Origin of the sequence: Nocardia barduliensis (genome assembly GCF_013315795.1) — a bacterium.
GTDB lineage: Bacteria > Actinomycetota > Actinomycetes > Mycobacteriales > Mycobacteriaceae > Nocardia > Nocardia barduliensis.
Genome location: NZ_JABLTE010000093.1, coordinates 13,507 through 31,487 on the forward strand (window position 1 = coordinate 13,507; position 17,981 = coordinate 31,487).

Sequence of the window (17,981 nt, forward strand, 5' to 3'; positions counted from 1 at the left end):
CCTACAGCCCTTGCGGACCTTCCGAGCGCAGGTCGTCGACCTTGCGCATGGCCTCGCGCAGTTCCTCCAGCCACGTCTCGGCGTGCTTGCCCGCCAGCTTCACCGTCCAGGCCAGTGCGTCGGCGCGGGAACGGGCGACACCGGCGTCGACCAAGGTGTCGAGAACCTTGCGTTCGGGCTGACGCAGACGGGTCATGACCGGGACGGCCAGATGGGTGAACAGGATCTGTTCCCCGTCCACGGAGACGCCCCAGGCCACATTGCGCCGGTAGCGGTGCTGTGCTTCGTTCGCGATCTGCATCCGGGCGGGCCGGGTGGACTCACGGAACCGGGCTACCGCGCCCTCCTTGGTCGCGCGCGGCACTTCCTCGGCGGGGGCCTCGGCGTCGTCGGTGGCCGTCTTCTCCGGTTGCGGGATCGGCAGCTCGCCGATGACGACGATCTCGTCCCGGTCCACCTCGATCACCGGCGGACCGGTGAACCAGTCATCTGGCAATCTCCCGGCGAACCAGTCGGGCACGTCCGAGGGGTCCGGCAGGTCGGCTTGCTGCCAGCCACCGGTCCGGCCGAAGCCCCGGCCGCGATGCGCGTTTCTCATGACGGGTCACCTACTTACTGTGGTGCGTTGCTTTCATTGATTACAAGATTACTTCGCAAATCGGTACGGTGGTTCCGCTCTGTGCGAACAGGGACCCGATTGCTTCGCTCCGCGCCTTACGGGGTATTTATTGATCCGAAACGTCGAGTGCGGTGGTAACCGCGCGACTTTTCCCGAAGGCCGGTACGGTAGCGGCGCCGGTTGCCGCCGACCGGCTGGGCGATGATCATGAAAGGCCACCCGAGATGCGAGATCCCGGGGCACAATTGGGATGCTGAGCATGGGTAACGTCCGCGCTACGGAGGCATCGCGGTCTGGTCTTAATCGGGTACGGTGGTCTTGTTACTGGAGTGACAAGAGTGAAGAGTGGGCGACATGGACGTGTGGGGATCCCGCCGCTTTCGTGTTCGCGGCGCAATGGCACTCATGGGGGTGGCGGCGCTCGCGCTCGGGATCGGGTCGTGCGGGATACACGAGAAGCAGAATGAAGCCGAAGCGGTCGTAGAGCGCTTCACCGATCTGCTCGACGATCAGGACGCCACGAAAGCGGCAGACCTGACGTCGTACCCCACCGCGGCTTCGGCAACCCTCAAGCAAATGTTCAGCGGCCTGCAGGGCGGCAAAGTCGACTATCGCAAGACCCAGTTCATCGGCTTGGACGCGCAGTCCGCGATCTTCAGCATGGACGTCGAATGGAGCTTCGGCGAGAAGAAGAACTGGAATTACAGCGTGCAGGGCAATGTGCGCAAGCTGGCCATCGGCTGGCGGATCTCCTGGGAGCCCGCGGTCGTGATGCCGCAGCTCGCGCACAACCGGACGGTGCGGCTGGTACGCACCTACCCCACGCCTGCGCCGCGGGTCAACGACATCGCCGGTGCGCCGTTGATGACCGAGCAGGTGATCAACGTGGTCAAGCTCGATCCCGCGAAGATGCCCGACCCGGTCGCGTCGACCGACGCGCTCGCCAAGGCCATCGAGCCGGTCGCGCCGTTGATCACCGGACCAGCGCTGATGCAGCAGCTGGCCACCTCGCAGGGCAAGCCGATCGTCGCGGTGAATCTGCGCGAGGGCGACTTCGCGATCCTGGAACCGCGGATGGCGCCGATTCCCGGCGTGGTGATGGAGAAGCAGCCGCGACTGATCTCCGCCGACCGCCGGGTCTGGTCGCCGATGCTGGACGCGCTGCGCAAGGTGCAGCAGGAGAGCCAGGAGGCGCACTCCGGATGGGGCGTGCAGCTGTTCGAGCAGGACGGGCGGTTCGTCACCCAGCTCGCCGGTCAGCAGGGGCCGCCGGGGCCGGACATCGCGGGCACGATGGACCAGCGCTTGCAGCGGGCCGCGGAGGACGCGGTGGTCAGCGTCGCCACGCAGGCCTCGATCGTGGCGATCCAGCCGTCCACCGGGGCGGTGGTCGCGACCGCGCAGAACAGCCAGGCCAGCGAGCACGGTTCGGTGGCGTTCACCGGGCTGTACCCGGTGGGCGGCGCCATGGAACTGTTCCGCGCCGTCGCGGCGTCGGCGAAAGGCAAGGCGCCGCAGGACGTCTCCGTGCAGGACGTGGCCGAGGCGGCGACCGCGCTCGGCGTCGGCATCGACTTCAAGGTGCCCGGCCTGGACGAGGTGACCGGCCGCCTGGCCACCGCGGGTCGCAGCGCCGAGCAGGTACTCCAGGGCGGTGGCTCGGACGCCGTGCTGGCCAGCCCGTTCGGCATGGCCATCGCCGCGGCGACGATCGTGCGCGGCGCGGTGCCGCCGCCGATGATCGAGGCCGGACGCCCGAGCGTCACCGATGCCAAACTCGACCCGCTGTCACCGCAGACCGCCGACCGGCTGCGCGGCATGTTGCGCTCGGCCACGGACGCCCCGGAGCTGGCGAGCGTGCGCCGCTACCGCGATGTCGACGCGTTCGCCGCGACGGCGGGACCGGACGGGTGGCTGATCGGATCGATGGGCGATCTGGTCTTCGCGATCCACATCAACGACGTGGACAGCAAGGACGCGACGGCGCGGATGGCGGCCAGGATGCTTCAGGCGCTGGCGACTCCCGAACCGTGATCACCGCACGGCTTTGTACACCGCGCGCCAGCCGAGCAGGAACAGGGCCAGCACCACGCCGGCGACCAGCACGAAGCTGACCGCCGTGCCCTGACCGCCGACCACGCGCAGCAGCATGCCCCCGACCAGGGTGCAGGCCCAGATCACGACCCCGGCGGGCCACAGGGCGGTGCTGTCGAACCGCGCGTCGCCCGCGGCGGTGCGCCGCCCGAGCGACACGACGACGAGCCAGCCCAGTGCCAACCCGGTCGCGAACGGCCATACGGTGCGCAGCAGGCCGGCGAGCACCGCCTCGTCGTGACTGCGCCTGCCGATCGCGCAGAACACGACGACCAGCAGCACATCGGCGAGCAACGGCAGCAGTTTCCTCACGCGGGCCAGCGTAACGGGGCCTGGGGGAGCGGCGGCGGTCACAGCCGCCGCTGCTCGAACTCCTTCTCGAACTCCGCGTCGTCGGCCTGCCGGGTGCGGAACAGGAACAGGAAGACTATCCAGCCGGCGATCGCCACCAGGATGAAGCTCACCATCCGGTACACGAACGCCGCGGCGACCGCCTGCGCGGCGGGCAGGCCCGCGGCGGCGGTGAGACCGTAGATCAGCGTCGCGTCGACGTAGACGATGCCGCCCGGTGCGAAGGGGATGGACCCGACCGCCTTGCCGACGGCGAACGCCAGCAGCAGGCCCGCGATGCGTGGATCGGCGCCGACCGCGTAACACGACGCGCCGAGACAGGCCACGTCGGCGAAACGGTGCACCAGCGCCCACAGCGTGACCAGCACGCCGTCGCGCTTGCCGAGCTCCACCGACTCCAGTTGGGCGAGCACGTCGGCGATCTTGTTCACACCGTGATCGGGCGGGCGTTTGCGCAACCGGTTGGCCAGCGCGAGCAGTTTGCGCAGCAACGCCTCGAGCGAACCGGGATTGCGCGAGACGTGATTGCCCGCCCAGACCAGGGCGACGACGGCGGCCAGCGACAGGATCAGCTTCAGCGGGCCGACTCGTCCGTCCGCCAGCAGCGTGCCGCCGACCCCGAGCAGGGCCAGCCCCGCCGCGGCGACCACGCCGGAGAACACCAGCTGCCAGGAGGCGACGATGGGACTGGCGCCCCAGCGCCTGGTCTGCCGATAGGTGAAGGCGGTGGAGAACACCTGGCCCGCGGGCAGTGTCACCGACATCGCCGTCGCGCCGTAGACCACCGCGACGGACCTGCGCTGACTCACCGCGACACCGCCCGCGCTGAGCAGTTGTTTCTGCACCCTGGCGAAACCGCTCATCGACAACGCCTGCAGCCAGATCGCGGCCGCGAGCCAGCCCCAGTGGATCTCGGTGAGCTTTCGCCAGGATTCGTGCAGGCGCGGCCAGAGATACACGCCCTCGGCGATCAGCACGGCCAGCAGGGCGGCCCCCAGCACCCATTTCAGCCAACGGAATCTGCCACGGCGGGAACCCGCCGTGGGCGGCGGCGCAGGATCTCCTGCCAGTTCCCCGTCGGCCGTCACGCGGTCAGCCTAACGAACGCGCCGTTTCGACCCCGGTATCGTCGGGCGCGTCGGCCCGTTCTCGTGGCCAGGCCAGCAGCGTTTTCCTGCGTCTGCCGCGTAGCTGTACCTCGTCGCCGGTCTCCCACTGGTCCTGCTCGCTTTCCTCGGCGAAATACAGCGCGCTGCCCGAGGCAAGCGTCCGTCCGGGACGTTCTTTGGCCAGTTCGGTGAGCCGGGACGCCTCGTTGACCGGATCTCCGATCACCGTGTACTCGAAGCGGTTGGCGGCGCCGATGTTTCCCGCGACGGCCAAGCCGGCCGAGACGCCGATTCCGATATCGAGTCCTGGCACCTCCCGGAGGGTCTCGCGCAGTTCGCGCGCGGCGGCGAGCGCGGCGGTCGGCGCGTCCGGCCGGTCCAGCGGGGCGCCGAAGATGGCCAGCGCCGCGTCGCCGACGAACTTGTTCACGAAGCCGTGGTGCCGGTCGATGACGTCGACCACGATGCGGAAGAACTCGTTGAGCAGGCTGACCACCTCGGTGGGCGGCCGTTCCGCGGCGGTGGCGGTGGAGCCGACCATATCGACGAACAGGACCGCGACGAAGCGGGTCTCACCGCCGAGTTCGGTGCCGTAGTCCAGCGCCCGCTGCGCTACCTCCTCGCCGACGTGCTGGCCGAACAACTCCTGGAGCTGGCGGCGTTTGGCCGCCTCCTCCATCATCCGGTTGAAACCGACCTGCAACAGGCCGATCTCGCTGCCGTCGAAGACCTCGACCTGCACGTCGCGCGCCCCGGCTTGGACCCGGTCGATGGCTTGACTGAGCTGGCGCACCGGGTCGGAGATGCTCGAGCCGGTGAGCATGGACAGCGCGAGGGCCTGCATGATCACCACGCCGCACAGCAGCAGGATGGAGATGGCCAGCGACTGCGCGGAGAACTTCACGTCCGAGGAGATCTGGGTGACGCACAGCAGCACGATGGCGATGGTGGGGGCGAAGGTGCCCATGCCCCAGGTCATCGCCATCCTGGTGCCGACGCCGGGGGTGAGGGTGTGGTCGAAGGTGCCCTCGGTCAGCGCCTGCGCCGCGACCGGCCGCAGGATGCGTTCGCCCAGCATGTAGGTGAAACCGAACACGATGGTCGCGGCCATGCATTCGGTGACGATCACCGCGCCGGCCAGCGCGGGCGTGTCCCTGATGATCAGCGCGGCCAGCACGGCCCCGCCGATCAGCCACAGCGCCAGATGCAGGATCGCCTGGCGCAGCGGTGCGTGCAGCGCGGCCATCTGCTCCTGGCGGCTCGGCGGTCCGCCGCGCATCTGCCAGCGCATCACCGGGCGCAGCATCAGCGCGGACGCGGCCACGCTGAGCAGGCCGCCCGCCACGAACACCGCGGCCGGGATCAGCAGGCCGGTGCGCCTGGCACCGGAGGGCTCGCCCTCGGGTACGGGTAGCCCGTACTGGATGAAGGCCCACACCAGAACCGCGCCGAAGGCGTTCGCCAGCAGCATCGATGTCAGGTACAGCGGCCAGCGCGTTCGCATGGTCTGTTTGACCGCTTCCAGAGGCGCCGACACGGGTCCAATCTAGCGTTTCGATCATGTCGGCATGTCCGCGGCGCTGGCCGCCACTCGCGCCGCCGCTGATCGCGGACAGGGTTCGGCCGAGCCGGTTAGGCTCACGGAGGTGACCGACCCGAAGTCAAGTCCAGAGCGGAAAATCACGCTGACACGGCCCGCCGCGGAGACGGTGCACCCGGTGGTCCGGGTGTCGGCCGAGTGGGGCTGGCGGCTACTGGTGCTGTTCGCGCTGGCGATCGCGGTCACCGCGATCGTGCAGAAACTGGCGACCGTGGTCATTCCGCTGGCCATCGCGCTGCTGGCGGCTGCGCTGCTCGCACCGCTGGTGGACTGGATGCAGCGCTTGGGTGTGCCGCGCGCGGTGGGTGTCTTCGTGGCGCTGGTCGGGTCGATCGGCGTGGTCGCGGGCATCATGACCTTCGTCGTCGAACAGTTCGTCGCCGGTGTGCCGCAGTTGTCGAACAAGTTCACCGACAGCATCCATCAGATCCAGGACTGGCTGATCAACGGCAGGCTGCATCTGAGCAACGAGCAGATCCGCAATGCGGGCGACGCCATCGTCAAGGCGATCCAGTCCAATCAGGAGGGCCTGACCACCGGAGCGCTCACCACGGCCACGGTGATCGGCGAACTGCTCACCGGCGCCTTCCTGACGCTGTTCATCCTGATCTTCTTCCTCTACGGCGGTGACCAGATCTGGGCGTTCGTCACCAGGATCGTGCCCACCGACCACCGGGAGCGGGTGCGCACCGCAGGGCGACTCGGGTTCGGCACGCTGGTCGGATTCGTTCGCGCGACCGTCGTGGTCGCCGCGGTTGACGCCATCGGCATCGGCGCCGGGCTGGCCATTCTCGGGGTGCCGTTGGCGCTTCCGCTTGCCTCGCTGGTGTTCATCGGCGCGTTCATCCCGATCATCGGCGCGTTTCTCGCCGGGTTCATCGCGGTGTTCATCGCGCTGGTGACCAAAGGGCTGGTCACGGCACTGATCGTGCTCGGCATCATCATCGCGGTCATGCAGCTCGAGGGTCACGTGCTGCAACCGCTGCTGCTCGGCCGGGCGGTGAGCATCCATCCGCTCGCCGTGGTGCTGGCGATCACGGCGGGCATAGTGATCGGCGGGATCGCGGGCGGTCTGCTCGCGGTGCCGTTCGTCGCGGTGATGAACACGGCGATCCGATCGCTGCTGGAGGCTCCCGAAGAGTTGTACGAGGAACTGCAGACCGGCGAGGAGCATCACGGGCTGTACGTGGCCGAACCCGATCGGCCCGATCCCGGCCGGTTCGACGTGGCCGCGACCTTGATGGAGGCGACGAGGAAACGGGCGGCGGAGAAGAAGGCGGAACTCGATGACGAGGCGCGAGCCGACGACGGCACCGCGAAGGACTGAGCTGCGCGCGGCCGACGTGGCGACCACCCCGCTGTGGCGGGCCGCGCAGGCGCTGCGGCTGGTCACGCTGCTGTACGCGGTGGGTCAGCAGATCGCCTCGGTGCCGTACTACACGAACCAGCGGTTGAGCTGGGTGCTCATCGCGCTGATGGCGGTGTGGTCGGGCGCTTCGGCGATCATGCTGTCGCAGTGGCGTTTCCCCGAGGTGGCCCGGGTGCGCACGTGGGTGGTGATCGGCGACCACGTGGTCGTGATCGGGCTGATGGCCGCCACGCGCTTGGTCGCCGATTACGGCTGGTACCACGGCCATCAGACGCTGCCGACCACGCTGTGGGCCACCAACGCGGTGATCGGAGCGGCGATCCTGCGCGGACCGTTCGCGGGCGTGCTGTCCGGGGCGTTGATCGCCGCGGTGTCGTTGACCGTGCGCGATCAGTGGGGCGAGGACGTGTGGACGGACGCGACGGTGCCGGTGCTCGTCTCGGTGGGCCTGGCGCTCGGCTTGGCCGCCAACACCGCGCGCCGGGCCCAGGACCAGCTGGAGCGAGCGGTGCGCTTGACCGCGGCGGCCGAAGAACGCGAACGGCTTTCCCGCGAGGTACACGACGGGGTGTTGCAAGTGCTCAGCTACATCAAGCGCCGCGGCAGCGAGATCGGCGGCCCCACCGAGGAACTGGCCCTGCGCGCCGGTGAGCAGGAGGTGGCGCTGCGCGTGCTGATCACCGAGCAGGCCGATCACCGCGACGCGGGCGGAGCCGATGTCGACTTGCGGCCGCTGCTGACCGCGCAGTCCACCCCCACGGTGTCGGTGTCCACGCCGGGCGATCCGGTGCGGGTCGGCCGCTGGGTGGCGAACGAGATCGCCTCGGCCGTGGCAACGGCGCTGTCCAATGTGGCGCTGCACGCCGGGCCGGATGCGCGAGCATATGTGTTGTTGGAGGACACCGGCGACGAACTGGTGATCAGTGTGCGCGACGACGGCGTCGGCATCCCGCCGGGCCGGTTGGCCGAGGCGGAAGCCGAAGGCCGGATGGGGGTTTCCCGGTCCATCGTCGGACGGATCGCGGCCCTCGGCGGCAGCGCGGACCTGCTCACCGAGATCGACGGCGGGGTCGGGTTCGGCACCGAATGGGAATTCCGGGTGCCGAGATGAGCGCAGACGGGAGACGCGGATGACGGACCGAGCGGCCGAGTCCATTTCGGTGATGGTGGTCGACGACCACCCGATGTGGCGAGACGGCGTCTCCCGCGATCTCACCGAGGCCGGATTCCAGGTGACGGCCACGGCCGACGGCGTCGGCTCGGCGGCCAGGCGCGCCGCGGCGGTGCGCCCGGACGTGGTGCTGATGGACATGCAACTGCCCGACGGCAACGGGGCGCAGGCCACCGCCGAGGTGCTGCGGGTGTCACCGCGCAGCCGGGTACTGGTGCTTTCGGCGTCGGCCGAACGCGACGACGTACTCGACGCGATCAAGGCGGGCGCCTCCGGGTACCTGGTCAAGAGCGCGTCGGCGGCCGAGCTGATCGATGCCGTGCGCGCCACCGCCGCCGGTCAAGCGGTGTTCACGCCGGGGCTGGCCGGCCTGGTGCTCGGCGAGTACCGGCGGATGGCGACCGCGCCCGCGCGACCGGACGAGCCGCATCGGCCCGCGCTCACCGAGCGCGAGACCGAGGTCCTGCGGATGGTGGCCAAAGGGCTGTCGGCGAAGCAGATAGCGGCACGGCTCGGCCTGAGCCATCGCACGGTGGAGAACCATGTGCAGGCGACGCTGCGCAAATTGCAGCTGGCGAACCGGGTCGAATTGACCCGCTACGCCATCGAACAGGGGCTGGAGTAGCCCGCGCGGAACACCCCCGGATCAGGGATCGCCCTGATGCGGCCGCGGCCGCATGCTCGGTAACCTCGATCGTATGGGCGGCCCCGAATCGGTATCCAATGCGGTCGGCTCCGGCGGCGCGGTGGGCGACCGGGAACTGCGCGTGTCCGACGCGGAGCGCGAACATGTCGGTCAGCTGTTGCAGCGCGCGGTCGGCCTCGGCATGCTCTCGCTCGGCGAGTTCACCGAGCGGATGGACACCGCGCTGGCCGCCAAGACCCGCGGCGAACTGAACGCCGTGCTCATCGATCTGCCCGGCGTCCGCCTGGTCGGACAGCCCGCGGCACCGCGGTCGGCGTTCGTGAACTCTTCGCCCGCTTTCGCCGCGCGGGCCCATCCGGCGCCCGTCTCGAACTCCGCGGGCAACGTGATCCGTGCGCGCATGTCCGGGGTGAACCGCCGTGGACCGTGGCAGGTGCCGCCCAGGCTGTATCTGAACAACTGGATGTCCGGGGTCACCCTGGACTTCACCCAGGCGATCATGTCGACCCAGGTGGTGGAGATCCGCGTCGACGACTTCTGCGGTTCGATCACCCTGATTGTGCCCGCCGAGGCCACCGTGGACCTGAACGGGCTCGAGTTGATCGGTGCCAGCGTGAACAACAAGGTCCGCACCGGGCCACCGCTCGGGCCGCTGCACTTGGTGGTGCACGGCCGCATGCGTTTCGGATCGGTCACCGCGAAGCATCCGTTCATCGCGCAGTGGCGGCGGTTGGTGGGCCGCTGAGCCGACGGGGGCGCTCCGCCGCGAGCGCCGGGTAGTCGGTGTAGCCCTCGGCGCCGCCCACGTACATCACACATGCGTCGCGCGCCGGGTTGAGCGGGGTCGGCGTGCCGTCGGCCGCCGCGCGGTTGTGGGTCATCGGCGCCATCACCAGGCGGTGCGGCAGCACGAGGGCGGCGGGGTGGAAAGGGCGGAGTCCGCTGTGTTCGTCATGGACGATACGGTAAAACTTGACATGGATGTGAGATTCGAGCCGGGACGTGAAAGGCCAGGTGACACATGCGGATCGGAGAACTCGCCGAGCGCACCGGCGTGAGTGAGCGGTCGCTGCGCTACTACGAGCAACAAGGCATGCTGGCCTCCGATCGCACGCCCGGTGGCCATCGCGACTACCCGGAGCGAGCGGTGGACCGGGTCATCCACATCCAGGAACTGCTCGCGGCGGGACTCACCAGCAAGAAGATCGCGCGGATCCTGCCCTGCATGCGGGACGCGGACGGCGGTCCCAGCGAGTCCGCCACCCCCGCACTGGTCGCCGAGCTGCGGACCGAGCGGGAGCGGATCACCCGCACCATCGACGATCTCGTGCGCTCGCGCGAGGTGCTGGACGAGGTGATCGAACGAGCCGGCGAACGGCGAGTGACCTAGGTGTTGACCCCGATCCGGCGGGCGAACGCGCGCAGCGGCACTTTCCGGTCGTGGTCGAGCAGTTCGGTCACGATATGGCGAGGCAGCGTCTGGTATTTCAGCCAGTCCGCGCCGCCCACCCGTTCCGCGGTCAGCAAGGCGTCCAGCGCGCGCTGGTGGCGGCCGGTGCGGGTGAGCGCGACCGCCGTGTCGGCCAGGTGACGTGCCCGCGACGCTTGGGGGAGGCTGCCGTTGGCCGGCATCTCCTTGGCGGCGGCCAGCGCCTCCGGGTAACGCTCGGAGGACACGTTGACATCCACCGTCTGCATGACGACCTGGGAAGGGCCGAAATAGGTCTCGTAGTCCTGCCGATCCGTGCCGATCCGCAGCGCGACCTCGCTCGCGGTCTCGACCAGCGACATCGCGTCGTGCACGTCCTGCGCGCGGCCTGCCGCGGTCGCGCCCTGCAATACCAGCGAGCCGTAGGCGGACAGGTGCGAGGGCGTGGCGTCGCCGGTGGGCTCCAAGGCCGCGGCCGCTTTCAACGCGACGCCGCGCGACTCGTCGTAGCGGCCCTGCACCAGCAACTGCCAGGCGACCGATCCGCGAATGGTGGCGAGCAGTAGCGGGTCGTTGCCCAGCTCGGCGGCGGCGAGCGCCTCCCGGATCGCCAGGAACGCCGGGTCGGTCTGGCCGAGATGCACCAGCGTGCATCCGGTGACCCAGTACATCCTGGCCAGCAACTCGTTGGCGGGCGCGACCGAGCCATTGCGCGCGGCGTGCACGGTGGCGCGCAGCTGGGTCAATCCGGGCGGCAGGATCGAGGTCAGCAGTTCGTAGCGGCCCGACCAGTAGGCGCCCCAGGCGTATTCGACCGCGCGGCGACCGTCGTCGAGGCTGACCGCCGCCTCCTCCTTGGTCTCGCCGAGCAGGTCGTCGACCGGCGTCAGCGCGCGGCGGATGGCCACGATGCCCGCGTCCGGGTTGGCCGACGGCACGCCGTGGCGCTTGCCGATCAGATCGGCGATGTCCACGTCCAGGGCCCGCGCGATCTTCTGCAAGCTGGCGATGGAGGCGGTCTGACGGCCGCCCTGCTCGAGTTTGCGCACCAGATCCACACTGACCCCGGCTTGGTCGGCGAGCTGGCGCTGGGTCAGCGCCTTGCCGCGGAACTGGCGGATCCGCACTCCGATCGACGATTCGTCCATACCCAAGTCCTTTTGTTAAATCTGGGTTTCAGAGTACGACGCTATGTTATCCGGTACGAACGAAGTGGGACATTGCGTACGACTAGTTCGCCGCTGGTTGGAATACCGTTGCCTTTCTGCAACTTTGACTGCAAAGGGCGGCGGCGATGAAAATCATGCCGAATACCACCGTGCAGGCCCGGCGCGCTGATCGCGCGCGGCGGCCCGGTGCACAGACCACGCGACCGGCGCACCACAGCGCTTTTCGATCGCTACGCCGGGTCAGCGCTCTTCCCGCGAACACCAGAACACGGATGCGCGGCCAGCGCGGATTGCTACGCCGGAAGCTCGCCGTTACGACCGAATTCGGCTGCGGCGATGTGGGGTGAGACGATGTTCGAGGGCTGTCACACTCCCCATGAAGTAGCGCATCTGCTGCGGCATACCTACGGGCTGCCGGTCCAGCTTCTCGCCGGACGCCCGACCGTCACCACCGGCTCGATCATCGGGGCGATCGTCATGCCGCCGGAACTGGGCCGCAAGGTGCTGGCCCAGTTGGACCGCAACCACACCGCACCCGTGATCGCCGACCCCGGCGAACGCACGTGGACGTTTCTCGTCACGCCCCCGAGCCCCGCTCGGCCGGTCGAGGTTCCGGTCCGGCGCTGCCTCGCGGGCCACGAGGTCACCGTGGTCCCCGGCGGTCGCATCGTCTTGCTCCCGAGCTCCGATTCGGCGCTCGGCTGGCACTGGGCGGGCGAGCCCGCGCCGGGTGTACTGCGCATGCCGCCGCGTTCCGCGGTGATCGACGCCGTACACGAGGTCATCGGCAGGCGCGCCCACTGACCACCTGGCGCGACCGGTCCGCATCCGACAGCCCGGGTGCGGGCCGGTCGGGCGGACCACCTGCGCGCCGGGTATAACTCGGCTGTCTACCAGGGGTAACTACTCATGCCTGCGCGCGTCGCGGAAATCAGCATGAAGTCATGACTACCTCCATCGATCCGGTGCTGCTCGCGCGGCTCTCGGGCGAGTTCACCACCCTGGGGACGCAGCTGGGCGTGCTCGGGCGGGATCTGGAGCTGCTGCGCGAGCAGGTGGCCGCGGGTTCGGCCGATGTCCAGCGGGATTCCGGGCCTTCCGTTACTCGGGGCGCGCCCGTGATCGGGCCAGCGTCCCTTGCGCCGGGTGCTCCGGTGCCGGGGAGTTCGGTGTCGGGTGGCACCGAAGCCCAGGCGTCCGATGTGTCCGGGAAAACCGGGTCCGATACCACCGGCCGTCCCGTCACGGGGCCGTCTTCCGGGGCGACCACTTCCTCCACGGGCGGCGGGGCGCGTTTCGAGCCCGCACCCTCCGGCGCGGTACCACCGGTGCCGCCTTGGCCCGGCCATGCGCCGACGGCCGGTATGCCGGTTCCCCCTCCGCAGCCCGCCTACGCTCCGCGTTTCGCCCAGCCACCTGGCGGCGCATGGGGAGGGGGCGCGCCGTGGCCGCCGAACGCGCAGGCACCGCTGGGAGCGGTGCCGCCTCGTCCGCCCGTCCCCCCGCGCGCGCGGCCATCGGTGCCGCACACCCCGTGGTGGCAGCGCGACGGGGTGATCAGCCGGATCCTGGCGCTCGCCGGTGTCGCGGTGACGCTGATCGGCGTCGCGATGCTGCTGGTATTGGCCGCGCAGGCCGGATTCTTCGGGCCGGTGCCCAGAGTGGTCGCCGGGGCGGTCTTCGCGGTGGCGCTGGTGGGCGCGGGCGTGCGGGTCTTCGGCCGGACCGGTGGGCGCGTCGGCGGTATCGCGCTGGCGGCCACCGGCATCGCGGGCGCTTATCTCGATGTGGTCGCGGTGACCGCCATATACGACTGGCTGCATCCGGTGCTGGGGCTCGCCGTCGCGTTCGGCGTCGCGGCCGTCGGCGTCGGATTGGCGATGCAGTGGCGCTCCCAGCCGTTCGCGGTGCTGGTGGTGCTCGCCGCGGCGGCGTTGTCTCCGGTGCTGACCACGCGGCTGGTCCTGCTCGCGTTCTTGATCGTGTTGCAGTTCGCCTGCCTGTCGGTGCAATTGACCCGCAACTGGCCGTATCTGCACGTGGCACGGACCATGCCCGCCGTGCTGGCGACGTTCGCGTTCGCCGCGGGCGCGATCCTCGGCACTCCCACGGCCCAGGAGCGCACCTGGGTACTGGTGGCCGCCGCGGCGGTCGCGGTGGTCGGGGTCGCCGGGACGCTCGTCGTCGTCCGGCGCCGGGCCGACGATGTCACTGCCTCGCTGACCATGGCGGCGGCGCTCGTGCCGATCCTGGTGGCTCCGGGGATGTACGAGCAACGGCTCGTCACGGTGTCGGTGGCGGCGATCACCGCCGCGGTGCTCCTGCTCGTCGCGGCGGTGAGCACGGTGCCGCGCCTGAATGCCGCTGTGCGGGTGCCGGGACACACCGCCCTTGTGGCCGCCGTCGCGGGCTCGATCGCGCTGCTCGAGGTGTGCGTCGGCGCGACCGAGACCCGGACGCTCGCCACCGCTCTGTTCCTGGTCGCGATGGTCTTCCTCGGCGTGGCGGGCCAGCGGGTCTCCCGTCCGGCGGCGGGAATCGGCGGCGCGTTCGCCGTGCTCGGCGGTCTCGCGCTGCTGAACGTCGCGAGCCCCGAAATCCTCGCCTCGCAGCATCGCTCGGAGGCGAAGCTAGGGGTCGCGACCGTGCTCGGCGCGGTACTCGCTCTCGGAGTGGTGGCGGTGGCGCTGTGGTGCGCGCGGCGGTTGCCCGGCTCGGCCGCGGGCACCGAGTGGCAGTGGATCACCGCCAGCGTCGCCGGGCTCTACGCGGTCACCGCGACCACGGTCTCCATCGGCGTCGCGACCGGCACGCCGAACGGGTTCCTCGTCGGCCACAGCGCCGCGACCATCCTGTGGATGGCCGCCGCGACCGCCGCCCTCCTGTTCGGATTGCGCAGGCTGGCCGCCGCACCCTCCGTCGCCAAACTCGCCTTGGGCTCCGGACTGCTGGTCACCGCGGCCGCGCTGGCCAAACTGTTCCTCTTCGACTTGGCCACCTTGGACGGCTTGGTCCGCGTCGCCGCCTTCCTCGTGGTCGGCATCCTGCTGCTCTTGGCCGGAACCCGCTACGCCCGCGCCTTCGCCGACATCGGCATCCGCCGCGATCCGGCCGCGACAGCTGACGCGACGCGGCACGGAGAGCCCGACGATGGTCGCTGAGCTGGGCTCAGGGGCGAGAGTCGGTGGAGCCACTCGTCGCCACCGATGGACCGAGTCATTCGATCACCTGTCCGGGGTCGAGAGGAGTCCGGCGAGGATCGCGGCTTCGGCGGCGAGACCGGGTGGGTTGGTGGCGATGAACAGGGAGTCGGCGGCCAGATTGCCCAGGGCGTGCCAGGTCGGATCGGGGTGATCGGCGACGAGGAGGCGGCGGGTGCCCGGTTCGGTGCGCAGGCCGCCGGTGGGCGCGAGTTCCGCCGCTCCGGCCGCGATCAGGGCGCTGAGCAGAGGTTCGGTCTCCTGCGGCGTGGTGTAGGCGGGTGGGTTGACCGCGTTGAAGACCACGTCCGCGGTCCATGCGGTGCCGTCGAACACCGTGAAACCACCGCCGGGCCGAGCCTCCAGTTTCGTGACGCCCGGCCGGAGCCGCAACTGCCCCGAATCCAGCAGGCGCAGCAGGATTCGCGCGTTGTGCGGCACCATCGGCGAGCTCAGGCTGCTGATGGTGCGGAAATGCCGCTCGCGCAGCATCGATCGGTCATGCTCGGCGAGCACGGGCCAAAGGATCGGACCCATGGTCCGGATCGCCATGGTCAACAGGCGGCGGCCCTGGTGGGGAGAATCGACCGCGGCCAATTGGCGGCGCAAGCGGGCCGCCGGTTCCTCGGTCTCCGTTTCCAGGATTTCGGTGGCAAAGGAATCGAAATCTTGCCCCAGCTCAACCAATTCGGCGCGCATGAGTTCGACCAGCCGGGCGAAGGGGACCGTGCCCTGCGCGGCCAGTTCCAGTGCCCGGGGCGGCGTGAGGTGCTTCGGCGCCAGCGGTAACGGCCGCTGCTGGACGTAGGGCAGCACGCCGCTGCGGGAGAGGAAGCTGATCGGCCCGGTATGACCGTTCGCCGTGAGTGCCGCGGCGATATCGACCGCGGTCAGTCCGCTGCCGATGACCGCGACGTGCGCGTCGGACGCGATATCGGTCGCTGTGGTCGCCAAAGGGTAGGGCTCGTTCACATATCTGGGTGCACCGGCCAGCCCGTAATGGTCACGGGGCCGGCCGCTTCCGACGCACAGGACGGCGCGGTCGACCGGGTGGCTGCCGCCGTCCTCGGTGCGCAGAACAGCGCTGCCCGCGCGGGTGAAGCCGATCACCCGGGCGTTCACCACGCTCACCCGCCAGCCATGGGCGCGCAACCGCGAGATCGCGGCATGCGCGGTCTGCTCCAGATACTCGCCGTAGACGCCACGCGGGACGAGTGGAACACCCAGACCTTCGTCGAGGTACTTTTCCAAGTCCGCACTGCGCCGCAGCCGCTCGATGGCGCCGGAAGTGGACGGTGCGCCGAGGCCGTCGCTGTGCCCGGCCACATCCCCGCGGTTGCGCAGCCAGCGCTCGTAATGGGCGCGGTCGTCGGCCCGCACCGACATCAGTGCGGGTGGGGCGTTCACCCGCACGGCCTCCAGATCCGGCTGATACGGGCGGCCGCGCCATACGGCGGGCGAGCCGTCGAAGACCGTGATGCTGCCGGGCTCCCGATCGGTAGCGGCGAGTGCGTCGAGCAACCCGACCGCCGCGACGCCCGCGCCGATGATGCCGATATGCATGGTGTGTGCCTGCTTTCGTCGAGGTGAGCACAGCCGCGGTCTAGTTCGGGCCGCCTTTGCCGTGCGCTGACCAGACTCGCCCGGCATCGACTGGTCCCGGCATCCCGCAATCGGGGGAATTCCGGCGCGGGCCTGCGGCTTATCCCTCATATGCGGGATAGCGGGTGAACGGGCAGGACAGCAGGATGACGAAGATGACCACGCCCACTCGGCGCAACCTCGACGCGCTGTACACCGGCATCGCCGCAGCGCCCGACGCGCACGCGCTCTTCGCCGAGACCTCGGCCCGATTGCGTCGGATCGCGCCGTTCGACGCCGCCGTGTGGGTGGCCACCGATCCGATCAACGGGCTGACCACCGCGCCGGTGCGGGTGGAGAACCTACACGAGGGCGGCTGCGGAACCTATTGGGAATCGGAGCTTTTCGCCGAGCATGTGAACCTCTTCCGTGATCTGGCGCGTGCTCCGGTTCCGGTAGCGGGGTTGCGTGCGGTGACCGGCGACCAACCCTCCCTCAGCCCGCTGTATCGCAGCTTCATGTGCCCTCGCGGTTTCGAGGACGAACTGCGTGCCGTGCTGCGAGTCGACGGGCAGCCGTGGGGGCAGCTGAGCCTGTTCCGTGAGCGCGGCCGCAAGCCGTTCCGGGCAGCCGATATCGAGGTGGTCAGCGCGCTGTCGACACCGATGGCCCGGCGGCTGCGCAGCTTCGCGCAGCCGTCGCAGGCGTCGGCGGCGCACCTCACCCCCACGCCGGGCATGCTGCTGTTCGACCGGACCGGCGGCTTGGTGTCGCTGGACGACCAGGCACGTCACCTGCTCGCCCAGATGCCGCCCGGACCGATGACCACGACCGCCACCGGCATCGAATTACCGCTGCCGGTCTGGATTCTCAGCACCGCGGGCCGGGCCCGATTGACCGGGGAGAGCTCCCGCATCCGCATCCGGTCCAGCACCGGCCGCTGGCTGGTCTGCCACGCCTCCTGCCTGCGCGATGCCGAGGGGCGTGCCGGGATGACCGCGATGGTGATCGAACCCGCCAAACCTTCGGAGGTCATGTCCTTGGTGGTCGCCGCCTACGAATTGACCACACGGGAAATGGAAGTCACCGAACTGATCGCCCGTGGCTTGTCCACCGGCGATATCGCCGCGCAGCTGTTCCTGTCCGCGCACACCGTCCGCGATCACGTGAAGGCGGTCTTCGACAAAGTCGGCGTCACCAGCCGCGGCGAACTCGTCGCCAAACTCTTCACCGACCACTACGAACCCCTCGCCGCCCGCAACACCGTTCGGGTGCTGGACGGCGAGGCGAGCTAGGCGCGCGGCTACTTCGCGGGTCGGCTACGACCGCTCACTCGCGGTCACGGCGGCGCAGGAGCTCGTTCACGCTCACCGTGCGGCCGTCACCGCCGTGGTGGCGGCCTTCCTCGGGCCTGCCGATATGGCGGCGGGAGGAACGCAGCTCGGCCATCCAGTTCTCGATACTGCTGCGGTTGGTGGTGTCCGGTCCGTTGTTCGGCTCGGCGGGCGCCTCGGGCTCGGGCGCGCGATGCGCGGGAGCGGCCGGTGCTTCGGGCGGCAGGTAACGCGGCTCACGGGACGCGGCGGACTGCTGAGCCAGGTCGACGGTCGGATCCTGCACAAGGCCGGGCAGTGGGTGGGGTT

16 protein-coding genes and 1 pseudogene are annotated in these 17,981 nt (G+C 69.8%); 9 read left to right on the forward strand and 8 right to left on the reverse strand.

All coding sequences use genetic code 11. The features are described from left to right. Position 1: 1 nt before the first annotated feature. Complete coding sequence (gene abmR, locus HOV91_RS29905; RefSeq protein WP_174188661.1) at positions 2-598, reverse strand: ATP-binding transcription factor AbmR; 597 nt, start codon at positions 596-598, stop codon at positions 2-4. Between the two features lie 375 nt (positions 599-973). Here abmR and HOV91_RS29910 point away from each other — a divergent pair, with 375 nt between their 5' ends. Further along, positions 974-2,653, forward strand: coding sequence for an NTF2-like N-terminal transpeptidase domain-containing protein (locus HOV91_RS29910; protein ID WP_246351134.1), 1,680 nt, complete (start codon positions 974-976; stop codon positions 2,651-2,653). On the opposite strand, the gene HOV91_RS29915 is transcribed toward HOV91_RS29910, so the two are convergent. From HOV91_RS29915 to HOV91_RS29925, 3 genes are read right to left on the reverse strand one after another with little or no spacing between them, the layout of a single operon-like run. Then, positions 2,654-3,025, reverse strand: a complete 372-nt coding sequence (locus tag HOV91_RS29915) for a DUF3054 domain-containing protein (RefSeq protein WP_174188662.1) — start codon at positions 3,023-3,025, stop codon at positions 2,654-2,656. A gap of 38 nt (positions 3,026-3,063) precedes the next feature. Then, entirely contained in the window at positions 3,064-4,152 is a 1,089-nt protein-coding gene (locus tag HOV91_RS29920) for a lysylphosphatidylglycerol synthase transmembrane domain-containing protein (protein WP_174188663.1), read from the reverse strand. Between the two features lie 4 nt (positions 4,153-4,156). Further along, the gene (locus tag HOV91_RS29925; RefSeq protein WP_174188673.1) at positions 4,157-5,677 is read right to left on the reverse strand and encodes an adenylate/guanylate cyclase domain-containing protein; all 1,521 of its coding nucleotides are present in this window, start codon (positions 5,675-5,677) and stop codon (positions 4,157-4,159) included. 142 nt (positions 5,678-5,819) lie between these two features. Here HOV91_RS29925 and HOV91_RS29930 point away from each other — a divergent pair, with 142 nt between their 5' ends. The 4 genes from HOV91_RS29930 (at position 5,820) to HOV91_RS29945 (ending at position 9,704) form a co-directional block, all read left to right on the forward strand. Further along, entirely contained in the window at positions 5,820-7,100 is a 1,281-nt protein-coding gene (locus tag HOV91_RS29930) for an AI-2E family transporter (RefSeq protein ID WP_438822704.1), read from the forward strand. After that, positions 7,060-8,253 (forward strand): MacS family sensor histidine kinase, encoded by a 1,194-nt coding sequence (macS, locus tag HOV91_RS29935; RefSeq protein WP_174188665.1) that lies wholly within the window; start codon positions 7,060-7,062, stop codon positions 8,251-8,253. The genes HOV91_RS29930 and macS overlap by 41 nt, the downstream gene beginning before the upstream one ends. A 19-nt stretch (positions 8,254-8,272) precedes the next feature. Then, positions 8,273-8,938 carry a response regulator gene (locus HOV91_RS29940; RefSeq protein WP_174188666.1) on the forward strand — a complete coding sequence of 222 codons (666 nt, stop codon included), beginning with the start codon at positions 8,273-8,275 and terminating at the stop codon, positions 8,936-8,938. Between the two features lie 121 nt (positions 8,939-9,059). Continuing rightward, positions 9,060-9,704 carry a DUF1707 SHOCT-like domain-containing protein gene (locus tag HOV91_RS29945; RefSeq protein ID WP_174188674.1) on the forward strand — a complete coding sequence of 215 codons (645 nt, stop codon included), beginning with the start codon at positions 9,060-9,062 and terminating at the stop codon, positions 9,702-9,704. On the opposite strand, the gene HOV91_RS29950 is transcribed toward HOV91_RS29945, so the two are convergent. Beyond that, positions 9,670-9,840, reverse strand: a complete 171-nt coding sequence (locus HOV91_RS29950) for a hypothetical protein (RefSeq protein WP_174188667.1) — start codon at positions 9,838-9,840, stop codon at positions 9,670-9,672. The genes HOV91_RS29945 and HOV91_RS29950 overlap by 35 nt on opposite strands. A 140-nt stretch (positions 9,841-9,980) precedes the next feature. Here HOV91_RS29950 and HOV91_RS29955 point away from each other — a divergent pair, with 140 nt between their 5' ends. Then, on the forward strand, positions 9,981-10,349 hold the full coding sequence (locus HOV91_RS29955; RefSeq protein ID WP_174188668.1) for a MerR family transcriptional regulator: 369 nt from the start codon (positions 9,981-9,983) through the stop codon (positions 10,347-10,349). On the opposite strand, the gene HOV91_RS29960 is transcribed toward HOV91_RS29955, so the two are convergent. Beyond that, a complete protein-coding gene (locus HOV91_RS29960; RefSeq protein ID WP_174188669.1) occupies positions 10,346-11,536 on the reverse strand; it encodes a helix-turn-helix domain-containing protein in 1,191 nt (396 codons plus the stop codon). The genes HOV91_RS29955 and HOV91_RS29960 overlap by 4 nt on opposite strands. Before the next feature lie 357 nt (positions 11,537-11,893). On the opposite strand from HOV91_RS29960, the gene HOV91_RS29965 reads away from it, so the two are divergent. Both HOV91_RS29965 and HOV91_RS29970 read left to right on the forward strand, forming a co-directional pair. Beyond that, a complete protein-coding gene (locus HOV91_RS29965; RefSeq protein ID WP_246351136.1) occupies positions 11,894-12,361 on the forward strand; it encodes a hypothetical protein in 468 nt (155 codons plus the stop codon). A 140-nt stretch (positions 12,362-12,501) separates the two neighbouring features. Beyond that, positions 12,502-14,718, forward strand: coding sequence for a DUF2339 domain-containing protein (locus HOV91_RS29970; protein WP_246351138.1), 2,217 nt, complete (start codon positions 12,502-12,504; stop codon positions 14,716-14,718). Between the two features lie 63 nt (positions 14,719-14,781). On the opposite strand, the gene HOV91_RS29975 is transcribed toward HOV91_RS29970, so the two are convergent. Continuing rightward, entirely contained in the window at positions 14,782-16,320 is a 1,539-nt protein-coding gene (locus HOV91_RS29975) for an FAD/NAD(P)-binding protein (RefSeq protein WP_174188670.1), read from the reverse strand. Positions 16,321-16,514: 194 nt separating this feature from the next. Between HOV91_RS29975 and HOV91_RS29980 the strand changes: the two genes are divergently transcribed. Continuing rightward, positions 16,515-17,633, forward strand: coding sequence for a LuxR C-terminal-related transcriptional regulator (locus HOV91_RS29980; protein ID WP_174188671.1), 1,119 nt, complete (start codon positions 16,515-16,517; stop codon positions 17,631-17,633). Between the two features lie 34 nt (positions 17,634-17,667). On the opposite strand, the pseudogene HOV91_RS29985 reads toward HOV91_RS29980, so the two are convergent. Continuing rightward, a pseudogene (locus tag HOV91_RS29985) lies at positions 17,668-17,981 on the reverse strand (hypothetical protein); the annotation flags it as partial.

What these genes read in the sequence shown, in the direction of transcription:
- abmR (WP_174188661.1), bottom strand. Translation starts at nt 598, where the DNA reads ATGAGAAACGCGCATCGCGGCCGGGGCTTCGGCCGGACCGGTGGCTGG.
- HOV91_RS29910 (WP_246351134.1), top strand. Translation starts at nt 974, where the DNA reads ATGGACGTGTGGGGATCCCGCCGCTTTCGTGTTCGCGGCGCAATGGCA.
- HOV91_RS29925 (WP_174188673.1), bottom strand. Translation starts at nt 5,677, where the DNA reads ATGCGAACGCGCTGGCCGCTGTACCTGACATCGATGCTGCTGGCGAAC.
- macS (WP_174188665.1), top strand. Translation starts at nt 7,060, where the DNA reads ATGACGAGGCGCGAGCCGACGACGGCACCGCGAAGGACTGAGCTGCGC.
- HOV91_RS29940 (WP_174188666.1), top strand. Translation starts at nt 8,273, where the DNA reads ATGACGGACCGAGCGGCCGAGTCCATTTCGGTGATGGTGGTCGACGAC.
- HOV91_RS29950 (WP_174188667.1), bottom strand. Translation starts at nt 9,840, where the DNA reads ATGACCCACAACCGCGCGGCGGCCGACGGCACGCCGACCCCGCTCAAC.
- HOV91_RS29955 (WP_174188668.1), top strand. Translation starts at nt 9,981, where the DNA reads ATGCGGATCGGAGAACTCGCCGAGCGCACCGGCGTGAGTGAGCGGTCG.
- HOV91_RS29960 (WP_174188669.1), bottom strand. Translation starts at nt 11,536, where the DNA reads ATGGACGAATCGTCGATCGGAGTGCGGATCCGCCAGTTCCGCGGCAAG.
- HOV91_RS29965 (WP_246351136.1), top strand. Translation starts at nt 11,894, where the DNA reads ATGTGGGGTGAGACGATGTTCGAGGGCTGTCACACTCCCCATGAAGTA.
- HOV91_RS29970 (WP_246351138.1), top strand. Translation starts at nt 12,502, where the DNA reads ATGACTACCTCCATCGATCCGGTGCTGCTCGCGCGGCTCTCGGGCGAG.
- HOV91_RS29975 (WP_174188670.1), bottom strand. Translation starts at nt 16,320, where the DNA reads ATGCATATCGGCATCATCGGCGCGGGCGTCGCGGCGGTCGGGTTGCTC.
- HOV91_RS29980 (WP_174188671.1), top strand. Translation starts at nt 16,515, where the DNA reads ATGACCACGCCCACTCGGCGCAACCTCGACGCGCTGTACACCGGCATC.